General features: G+C 32.1%; 11 protein-coding genes. 5 read left to right on the top strand and 6 right to left on the bottom strand.

Annotated elements, in window-relative coordinates:
• The first annotated feature begins 35 nt into the window (after positions 1-35).
• Entirely contained in the window at positions 36-1,331 is a 1,296-nt protein-coding gene (locus tag LSO06_RS03050; protein ID WP_231760595.1) for a ComEC/Rec2 family competence protein, read from the top strand.
• Positions 1,319-2,173 carry a 16S rRNA (adenine(1518)-N(6)/adenine(1519)-N(6))-dimethyltransferase RsmA gene (rsmA, locus tag LSO06_RS03045; protein WP_231760594.1) on the top strand — a complete coding sequence of 285 codons (855 nt, stop codon included), beginning with the start codon at positions 1,319-1,321 and terminating at the stop codon, positions 2,171-2,173. The genes LSO06_RS03050 and rsmA overlap by 13 nt, the downstream gene beginning before the upstream one ends.
• On the opposite strand, the gene pta is transcribed toward rsmA, so the two are convergent.
• Positions 2,144-3,190 carry a phosphate acetyltransferase gene (gene pta, locus LSO06_RS03040; RefSeq protein ID WP_231760593.1) on the bottom strand — a complete coding sequence of 349 codons (1,047 nt, stop codon included), beginning with the start codon at positions 3,188-3,190 and terminating at the stop codon, positions 2,144-2,146. The two genes, rsmA and pta, sit on opposite strands and share 30 nt — an antisense overlap.
• 132 nt (positions 3,191-3,322) lie before the next feature.
• Between pta and metG the strand changes: the two genes are divergently transcribed.
• The gene (metG, locus tag LSO06_RS03035; protein WP_231760592.1) at positions 3,323-5,503 is read left to right on the top strand and encodes a methionine--tRNA ligase; all 2,181 of its coding nucleotides are present in this window, start codon (positions 3,323-3,325) and stop codon (positions 5,501-5,503) included.
• 19 nt (positions 5,504-5,522) lie between these two features.
• Complete coding sequence (locus LSO06_RS03030; RefSeq protein WP_231760591.1) at positions 5,523-6,572, top strand: lipid II:glycine glycyltransferase FemX; 1,050 nt, start codon at positions 5,523-5,525, stop codon at positions 6,570-6,572.
• Here LSO06_RS03030 and murD read toward each other — a convergent pair.
• The 3 genes from murD to LSO06_RS03015 all read right to left on the bottom strand — a co-directional run bounded on the left by murD (position 6,569) and on the right by LSO06_RS03015 (position 10,824).
• Positions 6,569-7,921 carry a UDP-N-acetylmuramoyl-L-alanine--D-glutamate ligase gene (murD, locus tag LSO06_RS03025; RefSeq protein ID WP_231760590.1) on the bottom strand — a complete coding sequence of 451 codons (1,353 nt, stop codon included), beginning with the start codon at positions 7,919-7,921 and terminating at the stop codon, positions 6,569-6,571. The genes LSO06_RS03030 and murD overlap by 4 nt on opposite strands.
• A 25-nt stretch (positions 7,922-7,946) precedes the next feature.
• Positions 7,947-9,290: an MATE family efflux transporter gene (locus LSO06_RS03020; protein WP_231760589.1), complete on the bottom strand. Its 1,344-nt coding sequence runs from the start codon at positions 9,288-9,290 to the stop codon at positions 7,947-7,949.
• 193 nt (positions 9,291-9,483) lie between these two features.
• Entirely contained in the window at positions 9,484-10,824 is a 1,341-nt protein-coding gene (locus LSO06_RS03015) for an MATE family efflux transporter (RefSeq protein WP_231760588.1), read from the bottom strand.
• 102 nt (positions 10,825-10,926) lie between these two features.
• On the opposite strand from LSO06_RS03015, the gene LSO06_RS03010 reads away from it, so the two are divergent.
• Positions 10,927-11,733 (top strand): M15 family metallopeptidase, encoded by an 807-nt coding sequence (locus LSO06_RS03010; RefSeq protein ID WP_370639797.1) that lies wholly within the window; start codon positions 10,927-10,929, stop codon positions 11,731-11,733.
• A 4-nt stretch (positions 11,734-11,737) separates the two neighbouring features.
• Here the strand turns inward: LSO06_RS03010 and recG are convergent, their stop codons facing one another.
• Together recG and LSO06_RS03000 are read right to left on the bottom strand one after the other, a co-directional pair.
• Positions 11,738-13,798, bottom strand: a complete 2,061-nt coding sequence (gene recG / locus LSO06_RS03005) for an ATP-dependent DNA helicase RecG (RefSeq protein WP_231760587.1) — start codon at positions 13,796-13,798, stop codon at positions 11,738-11,740.
• A gap of 8 nt (positions 13,799-13,806) precedes the next feature.
• Positions 13,807-14,379, bottom strand: a complete 573-nt coding sequence (locus LSO06_RS03000; RefSeq protein WP_231760586.1) for a YggT family protein — start codon at positions 14,377-14,379, stop codon at positions 13,807-13,809.
• Positions 14,380-14,381: the final 2 nt, after the last annotated feature.

Below are 14,381 nucleotides of genomic sequence, written 5' to 3'. Positions count from 1 at the left end.
TATAATGTAGTAAACAAATTAAAAAGAGATTTTTAGTGATTTTGTTGTTTATCATAAGCTCATTAAACCTGCTGATGCGATATTACTTTGAGCTTAACCTAATACATTTGAATTTAGCCTTAACATTGCTTTCTTTAGTGAAAAGAAATGCCCATCTCTCTCTCACATTTATGCTTAACATAACCCTATTATTAATCTTTGAAATTAGCCTAGGCTTTAAAAGATTTGAAGATGATGCGTACAAAATAACAAATATTACTTATTTGCCAAAATATTTAAAAACCAAGGTTGACTCAATAGATGGATTTGGCAAACATCACGAATTTATATTTAAAAATATTAAAAATCAATACAAAATTGGAGATATATTTAAAATTAAAACGAACGGAATCCACCTTATTAAAAGACCAATACTCGTAAAGATCAGAGATCAATATAGTAGGCTATTAAATCCATTTTTCAATGCAATAAACCCCTATTATTCCCATTTCTCAAAAGCAATTCTAACAAATAATAAATCAGAGATAACAAAATATGAGCGTAATTTATTTCAAAAAGCAGGTCTATTTCATATACTGGTGGTATCTGGCCTACACTTTTATTTGATCTACATTATATTTCATTACCTACTCTTTTTAACAATAAAAAATGAGATACTGAGGCTATTAATTCTGAGTACGATATTACTCAATTATTTAATCTTAACAGGATTTTCATCATCTGCTCTGAGAGCATTTATCATGCTAGAAATACTTATGCTGTACAGATTAATTTATGGGAAAATTAATTTATTAAGTGCTCTATCTGTTAGTTTCACATTAAATGCCACTGTGCTGCCTCACACGCTAAGTTCAACAGGATTTAAACTATCTTATCTAGCAGTGCTTGGTATATCAATTTCTCTTTTTCTTAAAGACAGATACAAGTTAAATGGATTTATATCTTCTATCTTTACAACACTTTTGATTCAAATCACTACAGCTCCCGTTGTTTATGCTAATAATTTTGATCTACCTCCAATCTCAATCTTGTCAAACATAATAGTTACCCCTCTTATGTTATTATTCCTAGTAATAAAATCACTAAGTCTAGTATCTTATACTTTAAATACGCATCTATTTTTATTATTTGACCTAATAAATACCCATATTTTTAGGGCAATAAAGGAAATAGCAATAATTTGTAGCAAATTCCCGATAATTCAAAACCATAACATAGGGATATTTATGTTCTCAAGCATACTAACAATAATTTATATAATCTGCAAACTAGAAAAGCAGAAAAATAGCAAAGAGCAAGCATCCTTAAGATCACCTACATGCTATCATTAGTGTCCATGAGGATAAATTATAACAGCATAAACAGTATCAAAACTGAGCTTGAACGAAAAAATATAGCTCCAAGGAAAATATGGGGACAGCATTACCTAATAAATGAATATATAAGAGAATCAATAATAGATGCTCTTGAGGTAAGAGAAAATGAGAAAGTTTGGGAAATAGGCCCCGGACTTGGCTCAATGACAGTTATTTTACTTAAAAAAATAAATTTTCTAACAGCTTTTGAAATTGACCCCAAGTACTCAGAAATTTTAAACGAACAATTTGGAAAGTTTGAAAACTTTAAGTTAATAGAAGGTGATTTTTTAAAGACACATAAGAGAGAAAAAACAAGTGTTAATAAAATATTTTCAAATCTACCTTATAACATTGCATCAAAAGTAATATACACGCTTATTGAAGGAAAAATATTAAAGCAAATGGTACTTACAGTACAAAAAGAACTGGCAGATAGAATGCTTGCAACAAAAGGAAACAAAAATTACTCTTCATTCACAGTTTTAGTCCAGTCACACTTTAATGTAACTAAAATCATGAATATCGACAAGAATAACTTTTATCCAATTCCTAGGGTAGGATCTACAACCGTCAAGCTTATTCCTAAAAATCAGGAAATTAAAGAGTTTAAAGAATTTAACCAACTAGTTAGAACGGTATTTACAAGTCGCAGAAAAAAACTCAAAAACACAATCGTTAATTTTGTCAAAAACGAAAAAATACTTAAAGAAGAATTTTTAAAAAACTTTCTAGATAAAAGACCAGAAGAGATTTCTGTTCAAGAATTCATTGCAATTTCAAACAAACTAACCACTTATCATCAGTGCACTTGCTAATACAATATCATCCACGGAGCAACCCCTTGAAAGATCACTAACAGGAGTTTTAAATCCTTGCAAAAAAGGTCCATAGGCCCTTGCAAAAGCCAACCTCTCAACAAGTTTATATCCAATGTTCCCAGATTCCAAATTAGGAAAAATCAATATGTTTGCAGCTCCAGCAACTAGAGAATCACCGCATTTTTTATCTGCAATGCTTTTAATTAAAGCTGCATCGAGTTGAAGTTCTCCATCAATAAGCAAATCTTTTTCCCTACTTTTAGCAATTTTTAAGGCACACCGCACCTTTTCAACCTCAATTGAATATGCAGACCCTTTTGTAGAGAAACTTAACAGAGCTACCCTTGGCTCTGTTTTAAAAATATTCATAAAAGAGCTTGCGCTCTGTATTGCAATTTCTGCAAGTTCCGTACAAGTAGGATTAATAACTACAGCACAATCAGCAAAAAGTAAAACACCCTCATGTCCAAAACAAGCTTTATTCACACCATCGCTACCCTTAGTGTCTATGAGAGTAAAAGAAGATACAAGTTTAGTCCCCCCAAGCCTAGGAAGGATAGCCAAAGCACTCCTTAATACCTTACCCGAGGATAGCAAAGATCCACATACACAAGTCTTAACCTCTCCAAGCCTTACCATCATCATAGAAAAAGAGACCTCGTCTAGAATCTCCACTCTAGCTCTACTTAAAGCTAATCCCTTACTTTGTCTTAAGCTAAAATATTCGTCTAAATATCTATTTAAACCTTCAAATGAATTGGGATCTATCACTCTTATCTTTGCTGAAATATCATCCTCAAATCCTACAAGTTCTCTTAAATCTTTAAAAACCTTATCTTTTTTTCCAATAAGAACCACAAGACCTGCTAGCCCCTCCTTTAATATTTCAATTGTTGCCTCTAAAATTCTTACATCACTACTCTCAGGAAAAACTATGCTAGCCTTGGCTCCCTTTCTTGTTACCTCTTCCCGTGCCTTACCAAACACATAATCTTTGAAATTAAAAACACCCATAATAATCCCCATATCCTTACCCTCAATAAGAGAATGCCCATTTAATAAAAATCCATAATAAATGTATAATATACATAAATTAAATTAGCACTAAAATATGAACATATTATAGTAAGAGGGAAATAGTATAAGGTGAAGAAAAGAAATTTAGTCACAGCTGCACTGCCGTACGTGAATAACATACCCCATCTTGGCAATCTGGTACAAGTTATATCAGCAGATGTTTTCGCAAGATATTCAAGAATGATCGGCATGGAAACGCTTTATGTCTGCGGCACAGATGAATACGGTACAGCTACAGAAATTAGAGCTCTAGTTGAAAAAATTAGTCCTGAAGAACTTTGCAACAAATACTATGAAATACATAAATCAATTTATGAATGGTTTAATATTCAATTTGACGTTTTTGGTCGCACAACTAATAGACATCACAGTGAAACTGTACAAAAGTTGTTTTTAAAGTTAGAAGAAAATGGTTATGTTACGGAAAAAGAAAGTGAACAATTTTTTTGCAAGCATGACCTCATGTTTTTAGCAGATAGATACGTAACAGGAGAGTGCCCAAATTGCGGGAATAACGCAAAAGGAGACCAGTGTGAGAACTGCTCTAGGCTGCTAGCCCCCTCTGACTTAATAAATCCAAAGTGCATGATTTGCAAAAATATACCTATTTTAAAAAAAACTAAGCATTGCTACCTTAACCTACCAAAAATAAATGACGAACTTAAAAACTGGATACAAATAAGCTCACAGAATGCTAATTGGAATACCAATGCTGTTAGCATGACAAATGCATTTTTAAGGGATGGTCTTAAGGAGAGGGCAATAACAAGGGACTTAAAATGGGGCATACCAGTACCCAAAAAGGGGTATGAGAATAAAGTATTTTATGTATGGTTTGATGCCCCGATTGGATATGTTTCAATTACAAAAGAACTTGTAGAAAACTGGGAATCTTGGTGGAAAAATGACAAAGAGACAACCTTAGTGCAATTTATTGGGAAAGATAACATCTTATTTCATACTGTTGTCTTTCCTGCCGTGGAACTTGCAAGCAAAGAAAATTGGACAATGCTTAACAAAATATCTTCAAGCGAATATTTAAACTATGAAAACCTCAAATTTTCAAAATCCGAAGGGACTGGAATATTTGGCAATGACGCTATTGTTACCGGAATACCTGCTGATATTTGGAGATTTTATATATGCTATAACAGACCTGAAAAATCTGACTTTCAATTTATGTGGAACGACCTCTTAGAGAGAACAAACACTGAGCTTATTGGTAATTTTTCAAATTTCATCAATCGAATTCTAACGTTTTACAAAAGATTTTTTGGAGACAGCATAGATAAAATAGAAATCAAAAATGATTTTTGGGAAGAAATAAATCACAAATATGAAAGAATTTTAGCTTTTTTCAACAAGACAGAACTCAAGGCAGCTTTAAAGGATATTCTTGATATCTCAAGCATGGGTAACAAAATATTCCAAGATAAAGAGCCGTGGAAAACAAAAGACAGCAATCCTGAGGCAACAAAAGAGCTGTTGTTAAATCTAATATACCTAGTAAGAGATTTATCAATTTTAATGTCACCCTTTATACCCCAAACAAGCGATAAAATAAGAAAATTTTTTGGAGACAGCTACGAAATTTCCAATAAATTTTTAGGAACAAATTTAGGGTTAAGTACGATTAAAACTACTGAGGTATTATTTGAAAAACTAGAAAAAGAATTGATCGATAATTTAAAATTAAAATACTCAGGAGGTAAGAGGGTGCAAAGCAAACAGACAGAAGATCCTGCAAAATTATTTAGTGAAAAAGTATTTTTAAAAGTTGTAAAAGTGAAAGCAATAGAACGAAGTCCAGATGCGGAAAAATTATTCATTTTAAAACTTGACGATGGAACTCTTGACGGCAAACAAATTGTAAGCAGCCTTGCAGACTATTACAGGGAAGAGGCATTAGTTGGAAAACATATAATAATAGTTGACAATTTAAAGCCTGCTAAATTTAGAGGAATCAAATCTGAAGGAATGTTGATTTCGACCGAAGATAGAGATAAAAACTTTAAGGTAATCATCATGGAACATTTTAAAGATGATCCTACACCTGGCAAGCGAATAATACTTGAAAGTGATATTGAGAAAGAATTAAATTACCCACCAAAGATTAGCATAGATAAATTTATGCAGACTCAGATTGTAGCAGAAAACGGAGAACTTAAGATAAACGGAGTCAACTTGGTACTGGAACACTCTAAAGACAAAATACTATCTAGAGAAATCCCTAATGGGATAGTATACTAACTCTATTCTAGGGCAGTAAATGAATATTAGAAAAATTGAAATAGAGAGTCTGAGTGAGAACTATCTTCAAAGTATGTTGTGGACCCTTGTAAAAAGGGCCTCAGAGAAAGAAAGCCCCTGGAAAGCAGTCGCAGTAGGAAGTAAAAGTTTTAGTAAGGTTCTTGTGATGCAAAGAAAGATATTTGGAAATTTTTATCTAGGATACATTGCTCACCCAGAATTCTCAAACAAAAAAATTGAAGAGATTAACCTAACTGAACTTGGTGACAAGCTTAAACAATTTAGCGAGATTGTAAAGAAATATTTACATAAAAATACTATCTTTTTAAGATTTGACTTAATGTACTACACCTCAAGAAGCTTAAAAGAGGATTATACTCCACTAAAGATTAAACTGGAAGGATTTGAAAAATCATTTAATGACATACAACCCTCAAATACAACAATAATAACCTTAAAAGATTCATTAGACGTTATTCAAGCTAAAATGAAAAAAAAAACAAGGTACAATATCAGGCTTAGTAGTAGAAAAAATATAAAAGTAATCATAGATGATAAATTTAAATATTTTGATGAGTTTTACAAACTTTACCAAGAGACATCTCGAAGAGATAAATTTGCCATTCACTCAAAAAGTTACATAAAAAATTTAATAGAAGAATTTAGGAAGGACACAAACTCAAACATCAAACTAATAATAGCTACACATAACGAAAAGCTAATATCAGGAATAATTGTTGGACTCTACAATGACAAAGCCACTTATCTGTATGGTGCTTCAAGCGGAGAGAATAGGCATTTAATGCCCAACTATGCCGTACAATTTGCTGCAATACAAATGCTTAAAAGCTATTCCGTGAACGAATACGACCTTTTAGGCATTCCTCCTACTGCGGATGAGAAACACCCTATGTTTGGGCTATTTCAATTCAAAACCGGATTTGGAGGAGAGATTATCCACAGAATCGGATGCTACGACTTTGTTTATAAAAGATTTCTATATAAAATCTACAAAGTTATTGAAATAATGAGATACATGTACTACAAAATCATAAAAAAAAGAATTTAAATCATGTCATTGACTAATTTCTTAAACCTAAACCCCCTATCAAACTCATTCTTAAAAAGCTCAAAAGAGGCACTAGCCGGTGAGAATAAAACTATATCATTTTGAACAGAAATTCTTCTCGCATAACAAACACATTCCTCTATTGAAGAAAAGACAAAATAATCAACATTATTATCTTCAAGAAACTTAATAATCTTTAAAGTAGCACTACCCCTTAATAAAATCCAAGTTTTTACCGTGTTTAAAATTTCACCAAAAACTAAAAAATTAAGTTCCTTATCAGTCCCACCAACAATAAGATTAATAAAGGCTTCTTCCCTTAAGCTTTTAACAGATAAAACTGTAGAATCCGGAATCGTTGATGCTGTATCGTTATAATACCTAACACCATTAATCTCTCTTACAAACTCCAATCTATGCTCAATTCCATTAAACCCAGTAACAATACTAGATACAAGATTCAAATCTAACTTTAAGTAATTTGCAACAAATACAGCTACTAACTTATTTATTAATAAAATAAGCCTCGTTTCGCTAAGAGTGGTAATCAACTCTTCATTTAAATAAATTTTTTCATCTCTTAAATAAAGTATATCATTTTCAAAGTTTAAGGGCATGACTTCTGAGAATAAAACAACTTCTGCTTTAGTCTTAAATCTGTGGAAGTAATCATGGTAAGCTTTGTCTTGAGATATAAAAATTCCTGAATCCTGATTTGTAAAAATCTTTGATTTATCCTCCACGTAATCATTTAAATTTGAATAGTAATTTTGATGATCATGATAAACATTAGTAATAATACTAATAATAGGGTCTAAATTTTCAAGATCATGGAGCTGCCAAGAAGAAAGCTCTAAAACAACAGGAGAGGTAGCATCAAGATCGTCCAGGAAGCTTAAAGGAGATATGCCAATATTGCCTCCAATTTTAGCCTTTGGATACTTAGTGACTAAAACTTGATGCAAAAGTGACACTAGAGTTGACTTCCCCTTAGTTCCTGTAACAGCAATTATCGGATTCTTATTAAACATTAAAAACAAACTAATGTCGGTCTCAATTCTTTTTGCAAGCTTTAAATATCTATTCTTAAAGCTCACCCCAGGATTCTTAACAACGATATCTGCTTCCTTAAAATCATCTTCGCTGTGATATCCCAAAACATATCTAATCTTATCTTTAAACTCTTCTAAAGACTTTATGCTTGAAGCCAATTCCAATTCACTCTTTAAATCAGTAATTACTAGACTAGCACCGTGTTTTAACAAGAACCTTGAGACGGCCAGACCACCTCCGTGAAGTCCCAAGCCCATAACCAAAAATTTTTTACTTCCTATTTCATCCAAACGCATGACACAACTAATTCTAACAAAACAATTAACCCGTTTTAACAGATTTAATCCACTTAGTGCTATGGAAATAAGGCAGAGAAATACCAAGCTTAATTACATCCTCAAGGGTTGGAATGAAAACAATAATCTCAAATGGAAATTGAGTATAATTTGCTAAAAGGTATGCAATGGGTATCGTATAAATCAAAGTTACAGAACCCTCCATAATAGCACCAAAGTTTGGTGATGCACCCGCTCGGAAAAATCCAAATAAATATTGAAACGCAAGTGATGTAAAGAAAGCCGAAATAGCATAGTATCTGAGCATAACTCCCGTAAGATTTGCATACTCTAGCTCATAAAAAACATAAGGTGAAATGAACGACAAAACTAATAATATAAAGGCTGTAAGGATAGCAAGAATAACACCTATCTTTTCCAAATAAAACGCTACAGCCATTATTTCTCCCTTATCATTGTGCATCTCATGTCCCATTACAATATTGACAGAAAAACAAAACGCATTGATTACATTAAATCCCATAAAATAAGTGGAAAAGGTTATACTGTATGCAGCATATTTAGCAGTGTCAATTCTTGCAAAAATAGCAATTAAACCAAAATACCCCAAATACCAAATAAACTCATTTAAGAATATTGGAATAAAAAATTTGATTAACTGAGAAAATATTACAGGCTTGATTCTTAAATTCCTAAGTCTGAGATGAAAATGAGAATTTTTGTTAAAAACGGTATACAAAAGATAAAAGACAAGCTCAATGCCACGAACCAATGTAGTTGCAATAGCAGCCCCCATTACTCCCATAGCAAACGTAAAAATAAATAAATAGTTAAATACTACATTTAAGATAACTGAAATGACGGATGTAATAACCTGAATTTTAGTAATCTTAACGATCTTTAATGAGTTTGCAATAATTCCCTTAACAACTGCAAACACAAAAGAATAAACAGCAATATCAAGATAAGATATTCCATAAGAAATAGCTCTAGCATCATCAGACAATAAACCAAGAAAAAAGTACGGATAAAACAACGAAACAAATATAAACACAAAGGAAAACAACAAAAGAATTAAAATGCTAATAAAAAACGTATTTTTAAAATCTTCAGTATTTCCCCTAGCATATTGTCTTGTCGCCAATATGTTATAGGCACCCATCACAGCAAAGGCAATGGTAATAAAGAGTTCAAAAAATTTATTCGCAAGAGAAACTCCAGCAACAGGATAATCTCCAAGATAAGATACCATAATATTATCTGTAAATGAAATAACATTAAATAAAAAAAACTCAATAACCGTTGGGATTGCAATATTTAAAAGGTCTCGATAAACTTCGCCCTTCTTAGTTTTGTCTAACAAATACACAACACCTCCTCAACACAAAAAAAGCAGACTTTACATCGCACAAATTACAGAAGTATTTAATTAAAACAAAACCACTACAACAACGCGGAAGGACTCCCTTTATTAAATGAAACTAAAATGAATTTAAAACCCATATTACTCATACAATATCCCAATCACTACAATTATAATATATTCTTGTAGCTCAAGTCTGTTATTCATATTGAATTTCTCTTATCCAATTGCCTTTGCCAAACTCTATTAAAATAAGTATGTTCTTAATAACTTCTTCAAGATTTACAATAAAAACTATCAACGGAAACCTAAATTCTGTGAAAAAAACCAAAAGATAAGCAACGGGCAATGTATAAAAAACTATTACTCCTACCTCAATATAAAAACAAACATTAGGTATCCCACTAGTTCTAAAGACACCAACAAGTACCTGCGATGTGAACCCTTTAAAGACAACAATACTGGCAAATACAGAAATAAAGACTCCAACCAGTTCAGGAGAATCTAGATTGCCAAAAATAATAGGAGCGACCCTAGCCATTAAAAGAAGAAGCAAGGCTACAAAAAACCCTAAAATGACTCCAATAACCGACAAAAATATTCCAACCGACCTAACATGCTCTTTATCGTCTACCATCAAATGACCAACAATAACACCAGTTGCAACTCCCGTCCCATGCATTAAAACAAAACACAAGTCCAAGATATTAGATGCAACTGCAAAAGATGAATATTCACTACTACCAAGTCGTGCATAAAAAGCATGTAAAACAGTTACACTTAAAACCCAACCAATCTCATGCAATAAAACAGGAATGAGTATCTTTAAATTGGCCACTTTTACACTCTTTGAAACAAAAAAATCATCTAGCCTGAGGTGATAATAAGACTTCACATTGAAAAGGTTGTAAAACAAATAAAAGACAAACTCAATAACTCTGGAAAGCAGGGTAGCGTATGCTGCTCCACCTACACCCATACCAAGCACAAAAATGAATATGTAATTAAAAACAATATTAACCAACACAACAATGATGGTTACAACCAAAGGTATTTTTACATCCTTATAACTCTTAAAACCCATAGCAGAAAGAAAAGAATAAGCCATGAAAATGTAGGACAAAGAGACAACTTTTAAATACTCTATTCCAAAATTTAAAGAGTCTTTCTCCTCTATGAAGAAACTAATAATCTCTTTTGAAAATATAAGGGAAATAAAGAAAAACATAATCCCAATAGCTGTACCAATCATTAAAACGTAGGCGAATGCTTGTCTTATATGTCCAAACTTGCTTTTAGAAAATGCCTGAGAAGCATAAGCACTAAGAGTAGTCCCGAGTCCAAATACAATAATAAAGAAAAGAAAATTTATTCTACTTGCAAGAGAAACCCCAGTCACCTGGGCAGACCCTAGGTAAGCAATCATATAATTATCAAAGAATGTTACCAGCTGAAATAAAAAGGACTCAAAAGCTGTGGGAATAGCTAATACAAACAGCTCCCTTAGTATAGAATCATAACTATTAAACTTCTTAAGCATACTCCACCCATTTTATCACTTTTACAATTAAAAAAATAATCCAGATTAAAATACATAAAAATGCAACCATCGATTTATTCAATTACAACAAAGTATATTATAATTGCACTTATCATGAAATTGTTGTACATCTTTTTGTCAATTCTATTAGTTCGCATACTGGATCTGAGCGCAAATGGTATGTCCAATGATGACTTGGCAAACTTGCTTAACATTGTTCAAGATATGGAATTAGATCATCAAAAACGAATCAAAGCAAACCCCATTCAATTCTTAGAAGAAATAAAGGCACTCCTTGAAGCAGAAAAGAATAACCTTTTAATGCATGTGAATAAAAAAATCTCAATCCCTGATGGATACAAACCAACTGACTTAGTTTATTTAAAAGACTTTAAAGAACTAAAGGGTATTGGGAAAGAAGATTTAAGATTAAGAAAAATATTAATAGAGGATCTGATTCGCTTTGTAAATAAAGCAAGGGAAAATGGGCTTACTATTAAAATAGTATCAGCATACAGAACAGAAGAATATCAAAAATTTTTATTTAAACACAATGTTAAGACATACGGATTAAAAGCAGCAGAAAGACAATCGGCAATGCCTAATCATTCCCAACATCAATTAGGAACAGCCGTAGATTTCATAAAAATAGATGATAATTTACTTGACACAAAAACCGGGAAATGGATTTATGAAAATTCATCAAAATACGGATTCTCTTTATCATACCCAAAGAATTACGAAAAAGAGACTGGATACAAGGCAGAACCTTGGCATTACATGTACATTGGAAAACAAGCATGCGGTATTCAAGAAAAATACTTTAATAACTTACAACATAAACTCCTTAAATTCTGGAATAAACACAAAATTGCAATTTCAGATTTAATTCAAAAATATATAAGTTAAGTAACTATTCTTTGTCGACAGATTTTAAATATGAAGACAAAAGTCTATCGAGCAATTCTACATCCGATGCGTCGTACAAAGATTTATTTAGAAAAAATAAATTAAGTTCTTCCCTCATCAAACTTATGATATCTTTGTGTTCAGCAAAATCAGCTATTTTAAGCTTTAAATAACCGGTCTGCTCAAGTCCAAACAAATTACCAGGCCCTCTCAATTTAAGGTCTTCCTCTGCTATTTTAAATCCATCCACATTCTCTTTTATAGTCTTAAGCCTAAATTTTCCTGCTTTTGTTAAAGGTTCTTTATAAAGTAAAAACAAAAAAGATTTCAAGTTGCCCCTACCAACACGCCCCCTTATTTGATGTAAAGTAGAAAGTCCAAAACGCTCTGCATGTTCTATTACCATGCAAGTTGCATTTGGGCAATCAATACCTACTTCAATAACACTTGTTGCAACTAAAATGTCTACTTTCTTTGAGTAAAAATCACTCATGATTTCTTCTTTAACACGTGCTTCAAGCTTGGAATGAATCATTGCAACAGTATATTGAATAAAAATATTCTTAAGTTCCAAACACATACTGGTTGCATCTTTTAAATCAAATTTTTCCGAAGATGTTATTAATGGATAAACAAAATAAACCTGATGCCCTCTTGCAAGTTCATTCTTTAAAAACTCATAAACCTTTTCTTCATTACCATGCTTGGCTAAATAAGTGGTAACAGGTATCCTACCCGAAGGCCCCCTTTTAAGTAAAGACACCTCAAGATCCCCAAAGAGAGTTAAAGCTAAGCTTCTAGGGATAGGAGTTGCTGACATTAAAAGCACATCTACTTCCTCTCCTTTACTTTTAAGTTCTTCCCTCTGTTCAACCCCAAATTTATGTTGTTCATCAATAATAACATAAGCTAATTTTTTAAATATGGTTCCCTGAGAAAAAATGGCATGAGTACCAACCACTAAGCTTGCAGTCCCATTCCCTATCTTCTCTAAAACATCTTCCCTTTCTCTCTTTTTAAAACCACCCGTTAAAAGAACTATGGAGACATTAAAATTACTTAATATATTTGCTAAATTATTATAATGCTGCCTTGCTAAAAGATCAGTAGGAGCCATAAATGCCACTTGATATCCAGCCTCGATTAAAGGGATGCTTGAAAGAAAAGCAACAAGAGTTTTTCCACTCCCAACATCACCTTGCAGTAACCTACTCATCGGCTTACTATTCCCAAGATCATTAATTATCTCATCAACTGAGACTCTTTGGTCCCTTGTAAGCTTAAAAGGAAGGCTTGCAACAATCTGATCAAGCAAATTTCTTGACAACTGTTTCCTCCCTCTATTAAAAACCCCACAATTTTTCCCCCTTGAAAAAAATTGAAGTAAGAAAACTTCCCTATAGATTAAGGTTTCCCTAGCTTTATCAAGCATTTCCAGAGAACTTGGAAAATGAATCTCATTTAAAGCCTCATGAAGTGGCAACAACGAATATTTATTTATCAAAAACTCAGGAATATCTGCATGCCCAAACTTCACAAAATAAACAATAGCTTCCTTGACATAAGAAGATATCTTTTTAGAAGTAAGACCCTCGCCAAGAGAATAAATCGGCATAATCTTTTTAAATCTTTCAGGATTGTAACTAAAAGGTTCACTATCAAAATTAGAACAACTCCACATTTGACTATAGTCGCTGTAATTAAACTTAGAGTAAATATAAAACTTTTGACCTACTTTAAATACTCCTTCTAAAAATCCTCTGTTAAACAGAAGTATTTCAAATATTTCATTATTTTCACTTTGAACAATAAGTTTTAAATTTTTTTTAAAATTAACTCCAAAATTTCTATGCTCCAAGACAGTAAAAATTGTCATAAGCTCACAATTTCTAATTTCCAAGGGATCGGGAAAATTTTGTATATTCTGACGATCTTCATACTTTTTTGGAAAATATTCTATGAGCTCCTTAATATTTGTAACATTAAGACTGTTTAACTTATCAATTCCCTTGCTGCCAAGCCCATTTATACCCTTCAAGTCGTATTGAAATTCGTGCAAAAACATTAAGATTCCTAAAAAGGCAAATAAGAAGCTAGAATACTAATAGCAAATATGGCCTGCTCAAAAATAATTATAAATGCCGCAAGTAGCAAGGATGCAACCATAAGATTAAGAGCATAAGACATATGCTTGTCTGTAACTATGTTATTTATTTTAACAGATAAGGAAATTAACAATGAATCAACGCTTCTCATGAAATCAGAGCCATCAAATAGATGTAGAAGCAAAAAGATTAGCCTTAGAAAAAAGAAAAAAATAAGAGCAAAAAAAACGCTTCTAAAGATTCCCCAAATCTCAATAATAAACAATATAATAAATGTAGAGAGTTTATAATCACCATAAGACAACATTCTCTCAATTATTGTAAGAGTAATCAGAGCAGCAATTGGTGAGAAATCATACATACCAAGCCTGAAAAACTTGATTCTCCTAAAGATAGACAGAAACGGCTCTGTTGCATCGTACACAAATCTAAAAAATGCATTAGTGTTAATTCCTGAGGATACGAGCCAACTGAGAATAATTCTAATTAAAATCAAAATCCTATAAATGTTTAAAAAGATAGTCAAAGTTTCTACTATCAAAA

The sequence above is a fragment of the Borrelia sp. RT5S genome (assembly GCF_021165755.1).
In the GTDB taxonomy this organism is placed as follows: domain Bacteria; phylum Spirochaetota; class Spirochaetia; order Borreliales; family Borreliaceae; genus Borrelia.
Note: the sequence above shows the minus strand (reverse complement) of the source record. Positions and strands in the feature narration are given on the sequence as shown.